The 20,841-nt window shown below is 61.2% G+C and carries 20 protein-coding genes; 8 read left to right on the plus strand and 12 right to left on the minus strand.

The window, feature by feature from the left end:
- Window positions 1-126: 126 nt before the first annotated feature.
- The 4 genes from CEC48_RS07800 to yegQ all read right to left on the minus strand — a co-directional run bounded on the left by CEC48_RS07800 (window position 127) and on the right by yegQ (window position 6,993).
- The gene (locus CEC48_RS07800; protein WP_088423212.1) at window positions 127-720 is read right to left on the minus strand and encodes a glutathione S-transferase; all 594 of its coding nucleotides are present in this window, start codon (window positions 718-720) and stop codon (window positions 127-129) included.
- Window positions 717-4,355 (minus strand): AAA family ATPase, encoded by a 3,639-nt coding sequence (locus CEC48_RS07805; RefSeq protein WP_088423213.1) that lies wholly within the window; start codon window positions 4,353-4,355, stop codon window positions 717-719. The genes CEC48_RS07800 and CEC48_RS07805 overlap by 4 nt, the downstream gene beginning before the upstream one ends.
- Entirely contained in the window at window positions 4,352-5,593 is a 1,242-nt protein-coding gene (locus CEC48_RS07810; RefSeq protein WP_088423214.1) for an exonuclease SbcCD subunit D C-terminal domain-containing protein, read from the minus strand. Before CEC48_RS07810 ends, CEC48_RS07805 begins: the two co-directional genes overlap by 4 nt.
- A gap of 80 nt (window positions 5,594-5,673) precedes the next feature.
- Entirely contained in the window at window positions 5,674-6,993 is a 1,320-nt protein-coding gene (yegQ, locus tag CEC48_RS07815; RefSeq protein WP_088423215.1) for a tRNA 5-hydroxyuridine modification protein YegQ, read from the minus strand.
- A gap of 150 nt (window positions 6,994-7,143) precedes the next feature.
- Between yegQ and CEC48_RS07820 the strand changes: the two genes are divergently transcribed.
- Window positions 7,144-8,205 carry an AI-2E family transporter gene (locus CEC48_RS07820; protein ID WP_088423216.1) on the plus strand — a complete coding sequence of 354 codons (1,062 nt, stop codon included), beginning with the start codon at window positions 7,144-7,146 and terminating at the stop codon, window positions 8,203-8,205.
- Here the strand turns inward: CEC48_RS07820 and CEC48_RS07825 are convergent.
- From CEC48_RS07825 to CEC48_RS07835, 3 genes are all read right to left on the minus strand, one after another.
- Window positions 8,202-8,381: a hypothetical protein gene (locus CEC48_RS07825; RefSeq protein WP_088423217.1), complete on the minus strand. Its 180-nt coding sequence runs from the start codon at window positions 8,379-8,381 to the stop codon at window positions 8,202-8,204. The two genes, CEC48_RS07820 and CEC48_RS07825, sit on opposite strands and share 4 nt — an antisense overlap.
- A gap of 100 nt (window positions 8,382-8,481) precedes the next feature.
- Window positions 8,482-8,676: a hypothetical protein gene (locus tag CEC48_RS07830; protein WP_010172323.1), complete on the minus strand. Its 195-nt coding sequence runs from the start codon at window positions 8,674-8,676 to the stop codon at window positions 8,482-8,484.
- A gap of 232 nt (window positions 8,677-8,908) precedes the next feature.
- Window positions 8,909-9,262, minus strand: coding sequence for a hypothetical protein (locus CEC48_RS07835; protein WP_088423277.1), 354 nt, complete (start codon window positions 9,260-9,262; stop codon window positions 8,909-8,911).
- Between the two features lie 241 nt (window positions 9,263-9,503).
- Between CEC48_RS07835 and CEC48_RS07840 the strand changes: the two genes are divergently transcribed.
- Window positions 9,504-10,322, plus strand: a complete 819-nt coding sequence (locus CEC48_RS07840) for a shikimate 5-dehydrogenase (RefSeq protein ID WP_088423218.1) — start codon at window positions 9,504-9,506, stop codon at window positions 10,320-10,322.
- Between the two features lie 148 nt (window positions 10,323-10,470).
- Here the strand turns inward: CEC48_RS07840 and CEC48_RS07845 are convergent, their stop codons facing one another.
- Window positions 10,471-11,118 carry a YceH family protein gene (locus CEC48_RS07845; protein ID WP_088423219.1) on the minus strand — a complete coding sequence of 216 codons (648 nt, stop codon included), beginning with the start codon at window positions 11,116-11,118 and terminating at the stop codon, window positions 10,471-10,473.
- Between the two features lie 126 nt (window positions 11,119-11,244).
- Here CEC48_RS07845 and CEC48_RS07850 point away from each other — a divergent pair, with 126 nt between their 5' ends.
- Window positions 11,245-11,754: a DUF1993 family protein gene (locus tag CEC48_RS07850; protein ID WP_088423220.1), complete on the plus strand. Its 510-nt coding sequence runs from the start codon at window positions 11,245-11,247 to the stop codon at window positions 11,752-11,754.
- Between the two features lie 71 nt (window positions 11,755-11,825).
- Here CEC48_RS07850 and sstT read toward each other — a convergent pair whose 3' ends face one another.
- The gene (sstT, locus tag CEC48_RS07855) at window positions 11,826-13,046 is read right to left on the minus strand and encodes a serine/threonine transporter SstT (protein ID WP_088423221.1); all 1,221 of its coding nucleotides are present in this window, start codon (window positions 13,044-13,046) and stop codon (window positions 11,826-11,828) included.
- A gap of 216 nt (window positions 13,047-13,262) precedes the next feature.
- Here sstT and CEC48_RS07860 point away from each other — a divergent pair, with 216 nt between their 5' ends.
- A complete protein-coding gene (locus CEC48_RS07860; RefSeq protein ID WP_088423222.1) occupies window positions 13,263-14,417 on the plus strand; it encodes an MFS transporter in 1,155 nt (384 codons plus the stop codon).
- A gap of 4 nt (window positions 14,418-14,421) precedes the next feature.
- Here CEC48_RS07860 and nhaR read toward each other — a convergent pair whose 3' ends face one another.
- Complete coding sequence (gene nhaR, locus CEC48_RS07865) at window positions 14,422-15,324, minus strand: transcriptional activator NhaR (protein WP_003211241.1); 903 nt, start codon at window positions 15,322-15,324, stop codon at window positions 14,422-14,424.
- 134 nt (window positions 15,325-15,458) lie between these two features.
- On the opposite strand from nhaR, the gene CEC48_RS07870 reads away from it, so the two are divergent.
- The 4 genes from CEC48_RS07870 (at window position 15,459) to mnmH (ending at window position 18,768) form a co-directional block, all read left to right on the plus strand.
- The gene (locus CEC48_RS07870; RefSeq protein WP_088423223.1) at window positions 15,459-15,722 is read left to right on the plus strand and encodes a hypothetical protein; all 264 of its coding nucleotides are present in this window, start codon (window positions 15,459-15,461) and stop codon (window positions 15,720-15,722) included.
- A gap of 28 nt (window positions 15,723-15,750) precedes the next feature.
- Window positions 15,751-16,497 carry a TerC family protein gene (locus CEC48_RS07875; RefSeq protein WP_088423224.1) on the plus strand — a complete coding sequence of 249 codons (747 nt, stop codon included), beginning with the start codon at window positions 15,751-15,753 and terminating at the stop codon, window positions 16,495-16,497.
- Between the two features lie 133 nt (window positions 16,498-16,630).
- Window positions 16,631-17,665, plus strand: coding sequence for a selenide, water dikinase SelD (gene selD, locus CEC48_RS07880; protein WP_088423225.1), 1,035 nt, complete (start codon window positions 16,631-16,633; stop codon window positions 17,663-17,665).
- A complete protein-coding gene (mnmH, locus tag CEC48_RS07885; protein WP_088423226.1) occupies window positions 17,665-18,768 on the plus strand; it encodes a tRNA 2-selenouridine(34) synthase MnmH in 1,104 nt (367 codons plus the stop codon). The genes selD and mnmH overlap by 1 nt, the downstream gene beginning before the upstream one ends.
- A 123-nt stretch (window positions 18,769-18,891) precedes the next feature.
- Here mnmH and CEC48_RS07890 read toward each other — a convergent pair whose 3' ends face one another.
- Window positions 18,892-19,947, minus strand: a complete 1,056-nt coding sequence (locus tag CEC48_RS07890; RefSeq protein ID WP_088423278.1) for a permease — start codon at window positions 19,945-19,947, stop codon at window positions 18,892-18,894.
- Window positions 19,948-20,109: 162 nt separating this feature from the next.
- Window positions 20,110-20,811: a histidine phosphatase family protein gene (locus CEC48_RS07895; RefSeq protein WP_088423227.1), complete on the minus strand. Its 702-nt coding sequence runs from the start codon at window positions 20,809-20,811 to the stop codon at window positions 20,110-20,112.
- Window positions 20,812-20,841: the final 30 nt, after the last annotated feature.

Consider the following 20,841-nt stretch of genomic DNA (forward strand, 5'->3'; position numbering starts at 1 on the left):
TTTTAGGCGCGGGTTTATTGTGGCGAGGGAGCTTGCTCCCGCTGGGTTGCGAAGCGACCCCAAAAATGGGACTGCTGCGCAGTCCAGCGGGAGCAAGCTCCCTCGCCACAAAAGCTGGCTCTGACCTCAGGGTTTTGCCATTACGGCGATGAATAGTGGCGATTCCAGGAAGCGCTGCAACCAGTCCCGCAACCGCGGATACGGCGCCTGGGAAAACCACTCCCGATCCACATGCGCGAACTGCCGCACAAACGGCGCGAGTGCCACATCCACCAGGCTCAAATGCCCGGCCAGCAAATACTCCCGCTCAGCCAGCAATCCCTCCAGCTTCAACAAAAACACCTCACCCTCGGCCCGATAATCCTCCATCGGCTGCTCCGGATAACGCTCGGCATACTTGTATCGATTCAATTGATGTTTGAAGCCCTGATCATTCTCGTCAATCAGCGCCTGCACCGTCGCCTCATCCTCAAGTAACCAACCCTCAGGATCGTTCTGCGCCAGGGCCCAGCGCATGATCGCCAGACTCTCATCAATCACCCGACCCTCCACACTCAGCACCGGCACCGTGCCCTTGGGCGACAGCGCCAGCATTTGCGCCGGCTTGGCCTTGAGGCTGACTTCAATGATCTGCACCGCCACCCCGCAATACCGCAGGGCCATCCGCGCCCGCATCGCATACGGGCAGCGGCGGAACGAATACAACACCACGTCGCTCACTTGACCTCCAGGGTGCTCAAGCCATTGCCCTGGCGCTTAACCTGAATCTGCACCGGAATCCGCTCGTGCATTTCCTGCACATGGGAAATCACCGCCACCTTGCGGCCCTGGGCCTGCAAGCCGTCGAGGGCGTCCATCGCCAGTTGCAGCGATTCGGGGTCGAGACTGCCAAACCCTTCATCGATAAACAGCGACTCGATCTTCAACGTGCTGGACGCCATCGACGCCAGGCCCAAGGCCAGGGCCAGCGACACCAGGAACGTCTCGCCACCGGACAACGAGTGCACCGAGCGCAGTTCGTCGCCCATCTCCGTGTCGAGCACCAGCAAGCCGAGCATGCTGCCGCCGCGTTTCAGACGGTAGCGGCGCACCAGTTGGCGCAGTTGCACGTTGGCGTGGTGCACCAGCAGGTCGAGGTTGTAAGCCTGGGCGATCTTGCGGAAGGTGTCGCCGGTGGCCGAACCGATCAGTGCATTCAGGCGTGCCCAGCGTTGCCATTCTTCGTAAGCCTTCGCGATCTCTGCCGCCAACGCCTGGTTGGCATCCTGGCGGCGCTGGTCGTCGGCTTGTTGGGCGCGCAGTTCGGCGCAGAGTTTCTCGCCAATCGCCAATGCGGCGTTGAGTTCAGCCAGTGCGCTGTCCAGTTGCCCGGCTTCGAGGTTGCCGTTGTGCAGCGCCTGGTGATCCTTGAGCCGCTGTTCGCGCTCTTGCAGCAACACCTTGGCCTGCTCGACGGCTTTTTCGCTGTGTTGCAGTTGCTGGCGTAGCTCGGCCACCTGCGGTTCATCGAAGGCCACCAGGCGCGCCAGGCCTTCGTCATCGAGTTCCGGGTGCAAGGCGCGCCAGTCGCTGAGGCGCGTAGTGAGGGCCAGATGCTCGGCGTCCAGCGACTGTCGGCGTTCTTGCAGCGACTTGAGGTCGGCGGCGAGCTGGATCAACTGGTTGCGGGTGTCCTGCAACTGCTGGTTGGCCTCGGCCTCATGCTGTCGAGCCTGCTCGACGGCCTGGTCCAGTTGCTGCTGCCACTGTTCGGCGCTGGGGTTTTCGCCCAGCAGGCCGGCGAGTTTTTCCTCGGCGGCGTGTTGCAGCCCGCTCTGTTCGGCGAGCTGCTTTTGCAACGTCTCCAACTGCTGCTGGCGATGCTGCTGGCGGTCCTGTTCTTTCTCGATGGCTTGCTGGCGCTGTAGCTGCTCGGCCAGTTCTTCCTTTTGGTTATCCAGTTGCTCCAGGCGCTGGCTGACCTGTTGGTCGAGCAACATGAAGGTCGCCGCCGGCTCGCTGCGCAGGCCGTCCAGGGTCTCGCTCGGCAACAGGCTGGCGAAGGCGTTGAGCTCTTCGTCCAGGCGTTCGCGGTCGTTGGACAGTTCCCGCTGCTGGTCGATCAGCAATTGGCGCGCCTGTTGGCTGGCGTCCTGGGCGGCTTGCAGTTGTTGCTGCAAACGCCCGGCGTTTTGTTGCAAGTTGAGCAGGGCGCCCTGGCGTTGCTCATCCTGGGTGAGGCTTTGGCTGAGCTGGCTCAGTTGCTGGGCGAGCCAGGCATCGCGTTTGGCCGCGTCCTGGTTGAACAGCGAGGCTGACAGTGGGTGGGCTTCAAGATTCGAGGAAGAGATTTTTTGTTGAGCGGCAAGTTGTTCCTGCTGGCTCAGGAACTCCTTTATCTGGCCGTTCACTCCTCCCAAGTCGCCCCGCAACTCAATGAGTTTGCTGTTGAGGGCGTCGACTGCCTTCTGAGCGACGGCCTCTTCATTTTCATCGTGCCGATCCATGCTTTGCAGCAGGGCTTCAGGTTGATGGTATGGATGTTCGTGGCTGCCACAAACGGGGCAAGGCTGGTCGTCCTGTAGCTTTGCACGTAACTCTTCGATGCTTTCACTACGTGCGTGGCGTTGGCGATCCAGCAGCTGCTTGGTAACGGTCAGGGTCTGTTCGGCGGTTGTTAGCTCTGTCTTGGTTTGAAAGCCGGACTGTATCAGCGCTTCCCGCTGCTGTTGGGCAGCACTTAGCCTCTCGCCCAATGCCTGTAGCTGCTTATCCAGTTGTTGATGGCTGTCCCACAGCCGCGCCAGGTCTTCAAACGCGCGATGTTGTTTGCGATTGTCCTGTAGCAGGCTGCCCAGCAACTGGATCTGCTCGGCCACCGCATGGGGTTCGGCGCCGGCTTCGTGGTACAGCAGGTCCAGGGCTTCACGTTGCTCGGTCCATTTTTTACCGAGGCGGGTGGCGCGTTCTTCCAGTTGCGGCAGTTCGGCCTGGCCTTTATTGAGGCGATTGCCGATCAGCATCAGCTGTTGCAAGCGGTCGCGGTAGGCGCTCCAGGCGTCGCTCAAGGGCGCGAGGGCGGCGCTGCGTTCAAGCTCTGCGGCCAGCCGATTCAGGCGCTCGGCGACAACTTTTTGTTTGTCGAGCAAGCCGGTCAACGCAGCCTGGCCTTCCACGCAGGCGGCGTCGCCCAGCTGTTTTTCTTCGCTGCGTTTGGCCAACTCGCGGGTCAAGTGGGCGAGGGTGGTTTGCTCCTCGAAAGCCTGGCGCAGCAGGGGCACGGCGTCGGCTTGTTGTTTCAGGGCCTGGGCGAGGGCGGCGTGCACGTCAGTCTGCTGCTGTTGCAGTTGCGTCTGGCGGGTGTGCAGCGCGGCTTGTTGCTCAAGGTGTTGCTGGATCTGCGTAGCGAGCGGCTGCAACTGTGTGGTCAGTTCGGCCTGGCGGGCGAAGTGATGACGTTGTGGCGCCAGTTGTTCCAGGCGGCTGAGGTCCAGGCGTTGCGGGCCCTGGCTTTCCCAGTGTTGCTGGGCCTGTTGCAGTTGCTCGACGGCACCTTGTTGGCGTTCCTGCCATTCGCGCAGTTCCTTGAGCCAGGTGTGTTGCAGCTCAAGTTGCTTGAGCTGCGCCTGCTGGGTCTTGACCTGTTGCTGGGCGGCGGCCAGTTGTTCGTCCAGCTCGGCGCGGGCTTCAGGGGCCAGCGGGGTCACGCCGGTGGCCTGGTCTTGCAGGTGTTTGTGGGCGTCCCGGGCGTCTTTGGCCTTGTCGAACGCGCGGCGGCCGAGTTGGGTGTACAGCGCGGTGTCGGTAAGTTTTTCCAGCAGTTCGCTGCGCTCGTTGTCGTTGGCCTTGAGGAACGCGCTGAACTCACTTTGCGCGAGCAAAACGGCGCGGGTGAACTGCTCAAAGTTCAGGCCCAGGGCCAGTTCCAGCTGGGTCTTGTATTCGGTTTTCTGGCTGGCCAGCAGTTGCTCGCTGTCGAGGTCGATCAGGCTTTGCCGGCTGGCTTGCAGCTTGCCGCCGGCCTTGTCCCGGGCGCGGTTGGCTTCCCAACGGGCACGGTAGCGACGGCCGCTCACGCCGACAAAATCCACTTCGGCATAACCACCACCGGTGCCCCGGCGAATCAGGGTGCGTGGGTCACCGATGGAAATATCGGTGTCGGCATCCGGCATCTTCGCCTGGCCGGTATCACCCAGGCGCGGCACGGCGCCAAACAGCGCCAGGCACAGCGCATCGAGCAAGGTACTTTTACCGGCACCGGTCGGCCCGGTAATCGCGAACAGCCCGGCGCTGGCCAGGGGTTCGGCGGTAAAGTCGATTTCAAACGGCCCCGCCAGGGAGGCGAGGTTTTTCAGGCGAATGGCGAGGATCTTCATGGCTGTTCGCCCTCCTGTTGCACTTCCTGGAGCAGTACGGCGAAGTCCTTCAGGGTTTGTTCGTCCACTTCATTGCCGTAGCTTTCCTGCCAGGCGCGGCTGAACAATTCCTGGGGCGTGAGCTGGTCGAGTTCGATCAGGCGGTCTTCCTGGCTGTCTTCGCGGCTGCCGCTACCCGCGTATTCAGCCGCGATGCGCACCAGGCGCACGGCTTTGCCTTGCAGGGCGTTTTCTATTTGCTGGCGCAGGTCGGGTTGCGGCTCGTCGAGGCGCACGCGTACTTCCAGCCAGGGTTGGCGCTGGGTTTCGGCCAGCAGGTCGATGTCGGGCAGGTCGGCCAGTTGCTTGAGGATATCGGCCAGGGGCGCGGCCTCCAGGCGTTGCAGGTTGACCGAGCGGGGGATCAGCCGGGATTCGACGCTGACCAGGGTTTCGCCATCCAACTGTACGTCGAGGATTTGATGCTGGTAGCCGATTTCCGAGAATGACAGCGGAATCGGCGAGCCGCAGTAGCGAATACGCTCCTCGCCATTCACCCGCTGGGGTTTGTGCAAATGGCCGAGGGCCACGTAGCTCACGCTGGCATCGAACAGGCTGGCGGGCAGCGCCTCGGCATTGCCGATGATCAAGCTGCGCTCGGAGTCTTCCGACACCGAGCCGCCGGCCATGTGCGCATGGCTGATGGCAACCAGCGCCTGGCCCGGCTGGCGCTTGGCATTGGCGGCGGCGATGAGCCATTCGTGAACCTGGCCGATGCCCCGCAGGTAATCGTCCCCCAGTTGCGCGCCGGTCACTTCGGCCGGGCGCAGGAAGGGCAAGGCCAGGCACCAGCCGGCAATCTCACCGTTTGCACCGGGCAATGGAATCAGCAAGCGTTCGACATCCAGTTGCCCGTCATCCAGCCACAGCACCCGGCCAAGGGCGTGGGTGCGCAGGCGGCGCATCAACGGTGCGGGCAGTTCGATGCGCGAGCCGGAATCGTGGTTGCCGGCGATCATTACGATGGTCAGCGCGGGGTTTTGCTCGTGGGCGCTGATGATGAAGTCATACAGCCGCTCCTGGGCCTTGAGCGGCGGGTTGACCGTGTCGAAGATATCGCCGGCGATCAGCAGCACATCAGGGCGGTGCAGGCCCAATTGGCCCAGCAGCCAGTCGAGGAAGCAGGCGTGTTCGAAGTCGCGTTCCTGGCCGTGCAGGTTTTGCCCAAGGTGCCAGTCGGAGGTGTGAAACAGACGCAAGGCGATCTCCGTAAGAAAGAGGGTGACCGCTCAAGACAAGGTGGCGGTACGCAGAACCGCCAATTCTACTGTGCTAACGCTCAAACATCCCGCATCAAAAGCCCGAATCGCAGGTCCATTTCCGCCGGGATCGGCAGATACACGGTGTGCCCGTCACCCGGCGCCACCTCGATGGCCTCGCCCTTGGCGTTGTGCAGCGTGGCCAAGTCAAAGTGGAAATTTCCCGCCGGGGTCATCAGTTCCAGGTGATTGCCCACCGCAAAACGGTTCTTCACCTTGACCTCGGCCAACTCGCCACGCCGCTCACCGGTCAGCTCGCCCACGAACTGCTGGCGTTCGGACACCGAGCTGCCGTTCTGGTAGTTCTGATATTCATCGTGCACGTGCCGGCGCAGGAAACCTTCGGTGTAGCCGCGCTGGGCCAGGGATTCGAGGTTGGTCATCAAGCCCCGGTCAAAGTCGCGCCCGGCCACCGCGTCATCAATCGCCTGGCGATACACCTGGGTAGTGCGGGCGCAATAGAAGTGGGATTTGGTGCGGCCTTCGATTTTCAGCGAATGCACGCCCATGCGCGTCAGCCGCTCGACGTGTTGCACCGCGCGCAGGTCCTTGGCGTTCATGATGTAGGTGCCGTGCTCGTCTTCGAAGGCGGGCATCTGTTCGTCGGGGCGGTTGGCCTCCTGCAACAGGAACACCTGGTCGGTGGGCGCGCCGAGGCCCAGGGTCGGCTCGGGCGCGTACTGCTGCACGATGTCGCCGACGGCGTTTTCCACCGCCGGGGTGGCCTGGTATTTCCAGCGGCAGGCGTTGGTGCAACTGCCTTGGTTGGCGTCGCGCTTGTTCATGTAGCCGGACAGCAGGCAGCGCCCGGAATACGCCATGCACAGCGCGCCATGCACAAACACTTCCAGCTCCATGGCGGGGACTTGCTGGCGAATCTCGTCGATCTCTTCCAGCGACAGCTCGCGGGACAGGATGATCCGGCAGATGCCCTGCGCCTGCCAGAACTCCACGCTGGCCCAGTTCACGGTATTGGCCTGCACCGACAGGTGAATCGGCATGTGCGGGAAGTGCCGGCGCACCAGCATGATCAGGCCGGGGTCGGACATGATCAGCGCATCCGGGCCCATGGCGATCACCGGGGCGAGGTCCTTGAGGAAGGTTTTCAGCTTGGCGTTGTGCGGTGCGATGTTGACCACCACGTAGAACCGCTTGCCCTGGGCCTGGGCTTCCTGGATGCCGAGCGCGAGGTTGGTGTGGTCGAACTCGTTATTGCGCACCCGCAGGCTGTAGCGCGGTTGCCCGGCATACACGGCATCGGCGCCGTAGGCAAAGGCATAACGCATGTTTTTCAGGGTGCCGGCGGGGGCGAGCAGTTCGGGGGCGATAACGGGAGGCATGAGTTCGGGTCGCAAAAGGGCGGCAGGGTAGCCGGGGCTGCCGCGCCGTTTATTGATCCAGGTCTAATAAATAGGGCACTCGCAGGATTTGCGGCGGACTAAACATCAAGGTGCACATGAGTGTCCTGCGTTTTTTGAGATGGATCGGCCATGAATCAAACCAACCTGCAATTCAAAACCCTGCTGTTACTGCTCGCCTTGGTGACCATCGCGTTTATCTGGATTTTGCTGCCGTTCTACGGCGCGGTGTTCTGGGCGGTGATCCTGGGGATCATCTTTGCGCCGATGCAACGGCGCTTCCAGCAACGCTTTGGCTGGAACCGCAACCTCACCTCACTGGCGACCCTGACGGTGTGCCTGGTGATCGCGATTTTGCCGGTGATCATCACCAGCGCCTTGCTGGTGCAGGAGGGGGCGACGCTTTACAAGAATATCGAGAGCGGCAAGCTCGACGTTGCCGGGTATATCGAGCAGTTCAAGAATTTCCTGCCGCCGTATTTCCAGCACCTGCTGGACCGCTTTGGCATGGGCAACCTGGAAGGCCTGCGCGAGAAAATCGTCAAGAGTGCGATGCAGGGCAGCCAGTTTTTCGCGAGCCAGGCATTCAGCTTCGGCCAGGGTACGTTTGATTTCCTGGTGAGCTTTTTCATCATGCTGTACTTGTTGTTTTTCCTGCTGCGCGACGGCCCCGAGCTGGTGCGCAAGGTGCGCACCGCCGTGCCGCTGGCCGAGCCGCAAAAGCGTCGCTTGCAGCTGAAGTTCAACCGGGTGGTGCGTGCCACGGTGAAAGGCAACGTGTTGGTGGCGGTCACGCAAGGGGCGTTGGGCGGTTTGATTTTCTGGTTTCTGGACATTCCCAGCGCGCTGCTCTGGGCGGTGTTGATGGCGTTTCTGTCGCTGCTGCCGGCGGTGGGTGCGGGGATTGTGTGGGGGCCGGTGGCGGCGTATTTCCTGCTGAGCGGGTCGATCTGGCAAGGCGTGGTGCTGGGGCTGTTCGGGGTGTTTGTGATCGGGTTGGTGGACAACGTGCTGCGGCCAATCCTGGTGGGCAAGGACACCCGGATGCCGGATTACCTCATCCTGATCTCAACCCTGGGTGGCCTGTCGATCTTTGGCCTGAACGGTTTTGTCATCGGGCCACTGATTGCTGCGTTGTTCATGTCCAGTTGGGCGTTGTTTGTCGAAACCAAACCGCGGGTGCAACTGCCTTAGGCGTGAAAGCAATGCGCCATCTTGACCGACAGGGCCTGGGCGGCCGGCAACGAAGTGAGTGGGCCGCTGATGGCTTCGCCATCGCGTACCAGGTACCAGCAGGCGAGCAAACCCAGCTCCCGGAGTGGGGCGGGAACGGCACTGCCGATGACGGACATGATTTGGATAGTGGGCATGACGGCCTCCATTAATCTATGGAGGTGACATTACGGTGCGCAGGCCTTAAGGAGAAATTAACCTGCTCGATAGTCGACATCACTGTTATCGAGCGATCCTTCAGTCGACAACCTGGTCCAGCATGTGCACCACTTCCTGCTCACTGAGCAGGCCTTTGCGCACCAGGTTTTCCGCCAGCAGGGACAGGAACTTGGCATTGCGGTGGCCTTCCAGGGCCTTGAGCTCGGTCAGTACGCTATAAACCTTGCTTGAGGTGCAGAGGCCGGCGGTGCGATGGGGGTTTTGCGTGGGCATGGTCAGTCGTCCTTGTTGTTATGGGCTGGACAGTTTTGATAGTGAAAGCCTTTTGAGACACAAACATGACAGCGCAGGCCCCGATCGGGCAAGCGCCTATTGAGATCAATGATGTGGGATTTCGCCACAGCCATTGTCCTTATAACGACCTTTGCGAGATTTATTCAGACCTGCAGGCCAAAAAAAGGCCCCGCTTTTAGGGCGGAGCCTGTTTGAGTGTGTCAGTTCATGCTTACCAGCCGCGACCGTAATAGCCGTGTGGAGGGCCGTAGTAGCCGCGCGGTGGGCCGTAATAGACCGGCGCCGGGCGGTAATAAACCTGTTGTTGCACATACACAGGCGGTGGCGGTGCGTAGTAGACCGGCGGCGGAGCGGCATACACCGGCTGCGGCTGGACATACACCGGCTGTTGCACATAGACCGGCTGCTGCTGGTTGGCGACAATCGAGCCACCTACCACTGCACCGACGATAGCGCCCAGTGCAAGCGGGGCACCCCAACCACCACCGTGGGCGGAGGCCTGGCCTGCTATAGCGAGTGCACCAATAAGCAAGGCAATCTTGGGGATTTTACGAATCATGGTTATTCCTCGGTTAGCCCCTGCGCTTGTGGTCTGCAATCAATAGACTCAAGGATTGTCGCGGGGATACTTTTAAGACAGCGTATTTCTGAAAAACAGCACAGCCGATAGGTAAAGGTTGTGTAAGGTCTGTATCAGCGGGCTTACACAAGCGGCCGGGCACAGTGCGTATGATCCACGACAACCCGCCGGCGCGGGTATTCCGTCTATCCGAAACCGCCTCTGGAAGGGCTTCAAGGAGTTACCGATGCAGATGAACCCCAACAAGGACACCCAACTGTGCATGTCACTGTCGGCGCGCCCCGGGAATTTTGGCCTGCGTTTTCATAACCACCTGTATGAACAGTTGGGGCTGAATTTCTACTACAAGGCTTTCAGCAGTCAGGACTTGCCGGGCGCCGTCGGTGGCATTCGCGCGTTGGGCATTCGTGGGTGTGGCGTGTCGATGCCGTTCAAGGAAGCGTGCATTGCCTTGGTGGACGAGCTGGATGATTCGGCGCGGGCGATTGCGTCGATCAATACCATCGTCAACACGAACGGGCATTTGAAGGCGTACAACACCGACTACATCGCCATTGAGCAACTGCTGAAGAAGCATGCAGTGCCCAAGGGCTCGACCTTCGCCCTGCGCGGCAGCGGCGGCATGGCTAAGGCCGTGGCCAGTGCCTTGCGCGATGGTGGCTACACCCATGGCGTGATTGTGGCGCGTAATGAAGTGGCGGGCCGGGCGCTGGCCCAGAGCCTGGGGTATGAGTGGCAGGCGGAACTGGGGGCTTTGCGTCCGCAGATGTTGGTCAATGTGACGCCTATTGGCATGACCGGAGGAGCAGAGGCGGACCAGTTAGCATTTGAGGCCGACGCCATTGATTCGGCCGAGACCGTGTTCGATGTGGTAGCGATTCCCTCGGAAACGCCACTGATCCTGCGTGGCCGCGCCCAGGGCAAGCGGGTGATTACCGGTTTGGAAGTGATCGCGATCCAGGCGCTGGAGCAGTTTGTGCTGTACACCGGTGTACGGCCGACGGATGAGCAGTTTCAGGCGGCGGTGGGGTTTGCCAGAAGCTGAACAGCACCGCTGACTTTGTGGCGAGGGAGCTTGCTGTGGCGAGGGAGCTTGCTCCCGCTGGGTTGCGAAGCAGCCCCAAGAAAATGGGAGCGCTACGCACTCCAGCGGCAGCAAGCTCCCTCGCCACAAAAGCCCGCCACAACAATGATTATTCCAACCGGGAAAGGCGCTCTTCCAGCGCCGCAATCCGAGCCTCCAGCTCTTCGATACGCTCCAGCGAAACCCCGCTTCCTGCGCCACGCTCCACCGGATTCCCGCGTGCTGCCAGGATCGCTTCAATATCTGCCGGGTCCCCCAGCGCATGCATATACCGATCTTCCCGCTGCCCCGACTGACGCGGCACCAGCAGCGCCAGCCCACGGGCAATCAGGCGCTCCAGCTGATGCACCACCTGCTCGGCGTCTTCAAAGTCGTGCATGCGCCCGCTGCGGGTCAGCAGTTCGTTGACCGTCTGCGGCCCCCGCAGGAACAGCAACCCGCTGAGAATCACCTGGGCTGGCACCAGTTCCAGCGCCTTGTCGACCCGATGCTCCCAGCGATCGGCCCGGCTGCCCATCACCAGCCGGGTAAAGCCGCGACCTTCCAGCGCCCGCAGGCTCTGGCCGACCTGGCCCTGGCTCAGGTTCATCACCGGCTCGCGGCTGGTTTTCTGGTTGCAGGCGATCACCAGCGCGTTAAGGGTCAGCGGGTAGGTTTCGGGGTTGGTGGCCTGTTTTTCGATCAGGCAGCCAAGGATGCGGATTTCCGTGCTGTTCAGGCGCGGTTCTTCAGAGATCGTGTCGTGCTCGGTGGTCATCGCGCTTTCCCTAATGCAGTGAGCCCACTAGCCTAATCCTGAAAAAATAAAAGACAAGCGGCGCCGGCTGCCGGCATGTCTATAATCGCTGCTGTTTCAAACCCTGCCACAACTGTCGAGACTGTCATGACTATTTCCCTGTACGCCGCTTCCCTCCCGGTCTTCAAGCAAATGCTCAACGCCCTGAGCGATGTGCTGAACAAGGCCGAAGCCCACGCCACCGCCAAGAACATCGACCCGAACGCCTTCCTGCAAGCGCGCTTGTACCCGGACATGTTCCCGCTGGTGCGCCAGGTGCAGATCGCCGTCGACTTCGCCAAAGGCGTTTCTGCCCGCCTGGCTGAAATCGAAGTACCGAAATACGACGATACAGAAGTCACCTTCGCCGACCTGCAAGCGCTGATCGCCAAGGTCCTGGCATTTATCGACACCATCACCCCGGCTCAGGTCGACGGTAAAGAAGGCATCGAAATCGTTACTCGCCCTGGCACTCCTAAAGAGAAGCGCTTCAGCGGCCAGTCGTACCTGCTGAGCTACGGCCTGCCGCAGTTCTTCTTCCACGTCACCACCGCTTACGCCTTGCTGCGTCACAACGGTGTGGAAGTGGGCAAGCGCGATTACATGGGCGCGTTCTAAGCCTTCAGGCATAAAAAAGCCCGGGCCGGTTCATTCACGAACCGCCCCGGGCTTTTTTGTGCACACAAGGTTTACGCGGCTTGTTCTTCTTTACCCAGGCACGCGGCAGCGGTGAACAGCACGTCGGTGGACGAGTTCAGCGCGGTTTCTGCCGAGTCCTGCAACACGCCGATGATGAAGCCTACGGCCACCACCTGCATGGCGATTTCGCTGGGAATACCGAACAGGCTGCACGCCAGCGGGATCAACAGCAGCGAACCACCGGCAACCCCCGACGCGCCGCAGGCACACACCGCAGCGACCACGCTGAGCAGCACGGCGGTGGGGATGTCCACGGCAATGCCCAGGGTGTGCACGGCGGCCAGGGTCAGCACGGTGATGGTGATGGCCGCGCCGGCCATATTGATGGTGGCGCCCAGCGGAATCGACACCGAGTAAGTGTCTTCATGCAGGCCCAGGCGCTTGCTCAATGCCAGGTTGACCGGGATGTTGGCCGCCGAACTGCGGGTAAAAAACGCGGTGATGCCACTTTCCCGCAGGCACATCAGCACCAGCGGGTAAGGGTTGCGGCGCAGTTTCCAGAACACGATGGCCGGGTTGATCACCAGTGCCACGAACAGCATGCAGCCAATCAACACCAGCAGCAGGTGCGCGTAGCCCAGCAGGGCGCCGAAGCCGGAGGTGGCCAAGGTCGAGGCCACGAGGCCGAAGATGCCGAGGGGCGCGAAGCGGATCACCATGCGCACGATCAGCGTGACGCCGTTGGACAGGTCGTCCAGCACGGTGCGGGTGGTGTCGCTGGCATGGCGGATCGCTATGCCCATGCCGATGGCCCAGGCGAGGATGCCGATGAAGTTGGCGTTCATCAGCGCGCTGACCGGGTTGTCCACCACGCTGAGCAACAGGCTTTGCAACACTTCACCAATGCCGCCGGGGGCGCTGACGGCTATGTCGTGGGTGGCCAGCACCAGCGAGGAGGGGAACAATGTACTGGCAATCACCGCGACCACGGCGGCAGCAAAGGTGCCCAGCAGGTACAGAAACAGGATCGGCCGGATATGGGTTTCCTGGCCGTGCTTGTGGTTGGCGATCGAGGCCATCACCAGCACAAACACCAGGATCGGTGCGACGGCCTTGAGCGCCGAGACGAACACCTTGCCGATAAATCCGGTGGCTTGTGCGACGTCGGGTAACAACAGGGCCAGCAAGATACCGGCGATCAGGCCGATGACAATTTGGGTGACCAGGCTGATAGACATCAGCCGTTGCAAGAGAGAGGGGGCAGCAGTCATAAAAGGGTTGTCTCTGGTTTTTTCTAATTGGATGCAGCTAAGGCAGCGTGAATCTGGCAGGGGCGAAGTCTAGCATCTGTAGGAAACGGCTTATCCGGGTGCGGCGTTGCGTCGCCACGATGCGACACATTCTGTTAACATTGCCCATCCTCTTATTTCTTCTCTATCAGCGGGCCCTTGGGCTTTCGTTGATGTCGCTGTTTTCTGGAGTTTTTAATGCTGTTTCCGATTTTGCTGTTGTCAGCGGCCGGTTTTACCGTGCTGACCACAGAATTCATCATCGTCGGCCTGTTGCCTGCCATCGCCCGGGACCTCGACGTGAGCGTGTCCCAGGCCGGGTTGCTGGTGACACTGTTCGCCTTTACGGTGGCGGCGTTTGGCCCGTTCCTTACCGCGTATTTCGCGCGGTTTGAGCGCAAGCGGTTGTTTATCACGATCCTGATCATGTTCGGCCTGGCCAATACGCTGGCTGCCACGGCGTCGAATATTTGGGTCATGTCGTTGGCCCGGCTGATCCCGGCGCTGGGGTTGCCGGTGTTCTGGGCCCTGGCCAGTGAGACGGCGGTGGACATCGTCGGGCCGGATTTCGCTGGCCGTGCGATTGAAAAAATCGGCTTCGGCATCGTGTGTGCCACGGTCTTCGGGATCCCGGTGGGCACGCTGATTTCCGATATGTTCGGCTGGCGCACCGCCTTTGGCATTCTCGCGGTGGTGGCGTTTGCCAAGGCCTTGCTGCTGTTTATCTACCTGCCGAAGACCCGTGCGAAGAACGACCAGGTCAGCTTGCGTTCCCAGTTCAAAATCTTGCGCAGCCCGCTGATGCAGGGCCATATCCTGCTGTCGATCCTGGTGTTCAGCGGCATGTTCACCGCTTATACCTACCTGGCCGACATTCTCGAGCGCCTGGCGGGCTTCGATGGAACCGTGGTGGGCTGGTGCCTGATGGGCTTTGGCGCCGTCGGCCTGATCGGTAACTCATTGGGCGGGCGCATGGTCGACCGTCATCCGCTCATTGCGTCGATGGTGTTCTGCGGTTTCATGATCGCCGGCATGGTGGCGTTGGCACCCGCCATTCACTCCACTGTCGGGCTGGCGGCGGCGATGGCTGTATGGGGCGTGACTCAGGCGGCATTGTTCCTCGTAAGCCATGTACGGCTGATGAAGGCCGCACCTCATGCGCCGGCGTTTGCCGCGTCGCTGAATATCGCCGGGGCCAACCTGGGGATTGGCCTGGGGGCGCTGGTGGGTGGGCATGTGATCGATACCCTTGGCCTTGGCAGCCTCGGCTTTGCCGCCGCCGGGTTCATCCTGCTGTCGATCCTGTTGGCGCTGTGGCTGATGACCGCCAAGACCCGCGCCGTCTGCGCCTGAGCCGTCAGGGCAGGGACGTGAACAGCTCCCGTCGCGCACCTTCGGTAATCGCCACGATGCCGGGGTGCTTGACCTTGCGTTCCACCGAGATCGCATAAAACGACTCGGTGACTGCATCGGTCTGGCCGATCAGCGCCACGCCATACTGGCGTTCCACCTCGTCGGCAATCACGCTGGGTGCGATAAAAATCCCGCTGCCGGATTGCCCAAACGCCTGCATCAGGGCGCTGTCGTCGAACTCCCCGACAATCCGTGGCTGAATCTGCTGCTCGGCAAACCAGCGCAGCAAACGGCTGCGCACCACGGTCTCCGCCCCCGGAATCAACAGCGGCGCGCCCTGCAGGCACTGTGGGAAATCGCCGCGATGCTGGTCAGCCAATGCCTGGGTGGCGAAAAAGCTGATCCCGCATTCCCCCAGCTTTTGGCTGTAGCCCTTGATGTCCAGGTGCGGGGGCATCGGGCTGTCGGAGATCACCAGGTCCAGGCGCTGGATCGCCAGGTCCGCCAGCAAACGCTCAAGCTTGTCTTCACGGCAGGTAATGCGGATCGGCTCGCTCAACTCCATGGTCGGCGCAATCAGCCGGTAAACGATGGACTTGGGCACCACATCCGCCACGCCAACCCGGAACAAAATCTGCTGCTCATTGGGCTGGGTGCGCAACATCGCCTCAAGCTCATTGCCCAGTTGGAACATCTGTTCGGCATAGGGCAACGCCTGGCGCCCGGCTTCGGTCAGCTCCAGCTGGCGCCCGACCTTTTGAAACAACGCCACGCCAAACGTCTGCTCCAGCAGGCTGATTTGCCCGCTGATGGTCTGCGGCGTGAGGTTCAGTTGCTCGCAGGCGCGCACGATGCTGCCGGTCTTGGCGACGACCCAGAAGTAGTGCAGTTGTCGATAATTGAGCATGGTGGCCAATACTTCGTGAAAACCGAAGTATAAACGAAAAAAATACGAATTTTCCTGAAGTGTTTGCCTGCATAGAATGCGTCGCTATCGAGGGGCCACTACTTGGACCCGAAGGTTCTAACGAGGAACGCATCATGAAACTCAATTCCCTGGGCGCAACGGCGTTACTTGCGCTTTCATTAGTCATGCTCAGTGGCTGTGACCAAGCGGAAAAAAGCGCGCAACAACTGCTGGGTAAAGCCACCGAGTCGGCCAAGCAAGTGATTGACGACACCCATCAGGCTGCCGAGCAGGCATTGAGTGACGCGACCAAGGGCTTGATCGCTCCACCGGAAGGCAAGCAGGACAAGCAGGAGCAGGAAGACAACACGCCTGAGTCCACCTCCCAAGAAACCTAATACCCGCACATCACACCAGGACTGACCTATGGATTACCTTTTACAACTGGCCGCCAGCCCGACCGCGTGGATCGCACTGGCTACCCTGATCGTCATGGAGATCGTGCTGGGGATCGACAACCTGATCTTTATCTCGATTCTCACCAACAAGTTGCCGGTGCAGCACCGGGCCAAAGCCCGCCGCATTGGTATCAGCATGGCGTTGATCCTGCGTCTGGGCCTGTTGAGCACCATTGCCTTTATCGTGCAGTTGACCGCGCCGGTCATCGACATCCTGGGGCAGTCGTTCTCCTGGAAAGACATGATCCTGATCGCCGGTGGCCTGTTCCTGGTGTGGAAGGCGACCACCGAGATCCATCACAGCATGGACCCTGAGAAGGAGCATGTGGATACTGGTGCGCCGAGCGTGACCCTGGGCTTCGCCTCGGCGATTGGCCAGATCCTGTTGCTGGACTTGGTGTTCTCCATCGACAGTATCATCACTGCCGTGGGCATGACCGAACACTTGCCGATCATGATCATTGCCGTGGTGGTCTCGGTGATCGTGATGCTGGTGGCGGCCGAGCCGTTGGCCAAGTTCATCAACGACAACCCGACTATTGTGATGTTGGCCTTGGGCTTCCTCATCATGATCGGTATGACGCTGATCGCCGAAGGTTTCGGCGCCCATGTTCCAAAAGGCTATATATACGCCGCCATGGCGTTCTCGGCGGCTATCGAGTGCCTGAACATGATGCGACGCAACCGGCATAAACGCCTGGCTGCGAAACAGTAAAGGCTGACAGGAAAGGCCGGCTGCGCTCATCAGAGCCCAGCCGGCCTTTTTGCTGCCTGGTTCCCGTTGAATCGCCCATGTATGTAGGAGTCGTCTGTTAAGATTCTTCGCCTTGACGTTTTGAGGTGCCTTCATGAACGAGCCAATTCGCCTGACCCAATACAGCCACGGTGCTGGTTGCGGTTGCAAGATTTCACCTCAGGTGCTGGAAGTAATCCTTGCCGGCAGCGGTGCGCAAAACCTTGACCCCAAGCTCTGGGTGGGCAACGCCTCCCGCGATGACGCGGCGGTGTATGCCATCGACGATGAGCGCGGCGTGGTCTCCACGACCGACTTTTTCATGCCGATTGTCGATGACCCCTTCGACTTCGGCCGCATTGCCGCCACCAACGCCATCAGCGATATCTACGCCATGGGCGGCGATCCGTTGATGGCCATTGCCATTCTCGGCTGGCCGGTCAACGTGCTGGCCCCGGAAATTGCCCGTGAAGTGATTCGCGGTGGTCGCTCGGTGTGTGACGCTGCCGGGATTCCGCTGGCTGGTGGCCACTCCATCGACGCCCCCGAACCGATCTTCGGCCTGGCCGTCACCGGTCTGGTAGAAAAGCGCCACATGAAGCGCAACGACACCGCCACCGCCGGTTGCCAGTTGTACCTGACCAAACCCTTGGGCATCGGCATCCTCACCACCGCTGAAAAGAAGGGCAAGCTGCGCGAGGCCGATGTGGGCCTGGCCCGTGACTGGATGTGCACCCTCAACAAGCCTGGCAGCCGTTTTGGCAAGCTGGCTGGCGTAACCGCCATGACCGACGTCACCGGTTTCGGCCTGTTGGGCCATTTGGTGGAAATGGCTGACGGCAGCCATTTGACGGCCCGCATCGAATACGAAAAGGTCCCACGCCTGCCCGGGGTGGAGTACTACCTGGAGCAGGGCTGCGTACCCGGCGGCACCTTGCGCAACTTCGACAGCTACGCCAGCAAGCTCGGGCGCCTGAACGAGCTGCACAAGCGCGTGCTGTGCGACCCGCAAACCAGCGGTGGCCTGCTGGTGGCGGTCACCCCCGAAGGCAGTGCCGAATTCCTCGCCGTGGCGGCGGAACTGGGCCTGAACCTTGAGCCGATCGGCGAACTGGTTGAGCGACAGACCAACGCGGTAGAGGTGTTTTGATGCCTGTCGACATCACCGATTACCGCGACATTTTTCTCAACGACCGGCCGATGATGGATACCCGCGCGCCGATCGAATTCATCAAGGGCGCGTTTCCCGGGGTGATCAACCTGCCGTTGATGACCGACGATGAGCGCCAACGGGTGGGCACCTGTTACAAGCAGCAGGGCCAGCAGGCGGCTATTGTCCTCGGGCACGAGTTGGTGTCTGGGGCGATCAAGGCCGAGCGCATTGAGCAATGGGCGCGCTTCGCCCAGGCCAATCCGGAGGGCGTGCTGTATTGCTTCCGTGGCGGGATGCGTTCGCAGATTGCCCAGCAATGGTTGAAAACCGAGGCGGGTATCGACTACCCGCGAGTGGGCGGTGGCTACAAGGCCATGCGCACCTTCCTGCTGGATACGGTCGACCAGGCCACCGCTCAGTGCGACTTCGTGTTGCTGGGAGGCATGACCGGCACCGGCAAGACCGAAGTGCTCGGCCAATTGAACAACGCGTTGGACCTGGAAGGCCACGCCAACCATCGCGGCTCCAGCTTCGGCAAGCGTGCTACCACGCAACCCTCCAACATCGACTTCGAGAATCGCCTGGCGGTGGACCTGCTGAAAAAGCGTGCCGCCGGTATCGAGCAGTTCGTGGTCGAGGATGAGAGCCGCATGATCGGCAGTTGCGCGCTGCCATTGCCGTTGCACAAGGGCATGCAGGGCTTCCCGATGGTCTGGCTGGAAGACAGTGTTGAAGGCCGCGTGGAGCGCATCCTGAAGGATTACGTGGTCGACCTCTGCGCCGAGTTTGTCGCGGTGTTTGGCGAAACAGGCCAAGACGTGTTTGCCGAGCGCCTGACCCAGAGCCTGGGCAACATTCACAAGCGCCTGGGCGGTGAGCGGTTTACGCGGTTGCACGCGATCATGCAGGACGCCCTGGCAGAGCAGGCCCGCAGCGGCGCGGTGGATGTGCACCGCGGCTGGATAGAAGGGCTGTTGCGTGAGTATTACGACCCGATGTATGCGTTCCAGCGCGAAAGCAAAGGGGCGCGTATCGAGTTTGCGGGGGAGCAGGGCGCGGTACTGGAGTACCTGCGTGAGAGGGCTGTCCGGCGGGAGTAATGGGTTGGCGGCCCCTTCGCGAGCAAGCCCGCTCCCACATTCGACCGCGTTTATCCTGTAGGAATGCGGTCAGAATGTGGGAGCGGGCTCGCTCGCGAAGAGGCCCGCAACCTCACCCAATAACTACAGAATAAACGCCCCGATCAGGCCACACACCACGCCCATCAGCATGGTCAGGCCTGCCACGGTCACCAGCACCCGCGCATCGAAGTCCTTGCGCAGCATCAGCAGCGACGGCAGGCTCACGCTCGGCAGGGTCATCAGCAAGGCCACGGCCGGGCCGGTGCCCATGCCGAGGGTCATCATGGTCTGCACGATGGGGATTTCGGCGGCGGTCGGGATCACAAACAACGTGCCGACAATCGCCAGCGGTACCAGCCAGACCAGGCTGTTGGCCATGGCGCCGTCAACATGGGGAAACAGCCAGACCCGCGCCGCGCCGAGGATCAGCACCGCCAGGATGTACACCGGAATCGTGCTCCAGAACAGCTGCCACAAGGTGCGCAGCCAGCGGCTCAGGAACGGTTCGGTCTCGGTAAGGCTGGCTTGGGCCACGGCGTCGAGCGCGGCTTCCGGTACCTGCTCCGGCCGCGCGATGCGCTGCGCCACCAGCGACACACCCACCACCAGCACAATCCCGGCCACCAACCGCAGCGCGGTAAAGCCCCAGCCCAGCACAAAGCCCATGAACACCAGTGTCGCCGGGTTCAGTACCGGGTTGGCGATCCAGAACGCCAGCGCGGCGCCTACCGACACCTTTTGCCGACGCATACCGGCGGCCACCGGGGCGGCGCAGCAACTGCACATCATCCCCGGCAAGGCGAACAGCCCGCCACGCAGGGTAGAACCCAGCCCGGCACGGCCAAACAGCCGTAACAGCCAGTCCCGCGGGATCAGCACTTGCAGCAATGAGCCGAGGATCACCGCCAGCACCGCGGCTTTCCAGATCGCCAGGAAATACACCTGGGCATAGGCCAGCGCGGCGGCCAGTGGCGCGCTTTGCTGGTCGTTGAGAATCGAGGCGCCGATGCTGTGGTTGTCTGCCGCGATAAACGCCTTGGCGTAGTAGGGCGACCATTTCACGTAGTAGAGGCCGATACAGGCCACCAGCAGGAACAGTGCTGGTTTCCACCAGAAGGACCAGCCCCGGGCGGGCTGGGTGGAGGAGAGGTTGGACATGTTGATGATCCGCAGGTGAGTCAATAGCGCAGCATCATACGCTGTAGAAGAGCGGTCCCGAAGAACCTGTGGCGAGGGAGCTTGCTCCCGTTGGGCTGCGCAGCAGCCCCACTAAGAACACCGCAGCCTTTCAGGCAGAACTCAGGGCAGGTTTGGCTGCGGTCAGATATCGGCGCTAACCTGTGTTGCATCCGGGCACGTCTGCTGGCCGTTATCCAGCCCTTGCTTGTAATTGCGGCTGAGCAGCGTGGCCTTGCCGTTGTGCCAGGTGAGCTTCAGCACATACAAGGTGTCAAAATCACTGCCGGACCAATCGTCGGTAATGACGTGTTTTTCACCGACGGCTTCACTGGCCACCTTATTGATCAGGTCCGGCAGGTAGCCATGGGACCAGGCGGTGTAAATGACGGCGTTGTGGTACTTGTCTTCCACCAGTTCGTCGGCAAGGGCGCTGGTGTCATTCGCCGAGAATTTGATGTTCACCGGCAACCCGAGCTTGATGGCGCTGGGGCTGATGGTCATCAACGGGCGGATGTAGCTGTAGGCGTTGTCTTTCTCGCCTTCCTCGACATTGCGGGTCGGATTAGGCGCGAACACGAAGTTGGCCTTGCCGAATTTTTCCGGCAGCACCGTGGCCAGGTTCATCGCGCGGTTCAGGCCCTGGCAATTGAGTTGGCCGAGGCCGCCGGCGGGTTTTTCTCCGTGCCGCAGGAATACCAGGGTTTGCACGCCGTCGATCTGTTGGGCGCGGCTGATTCTGGATTCCAGGGTAAGGCCGACAGCGGTGCCTACCAGTAATACCGGCAGCAGGACGTAGGCGTAGCGTTTAAGGCGTTTCGCAAGGCACAGAGGCTTGATGGTCATTATGGTTCTAAGTCTCGGTGCAAGGAGTCA

The organism is Pseudomonas sp. K2I15 (genome assembly GCF_002204795.1).
Taxonomy (GTDB): Bacteria; Pseudomonadota; Gammaproteobacteria; order Pseudomonadales; family Pseudomonadaceae; genus Aquipseudomonas.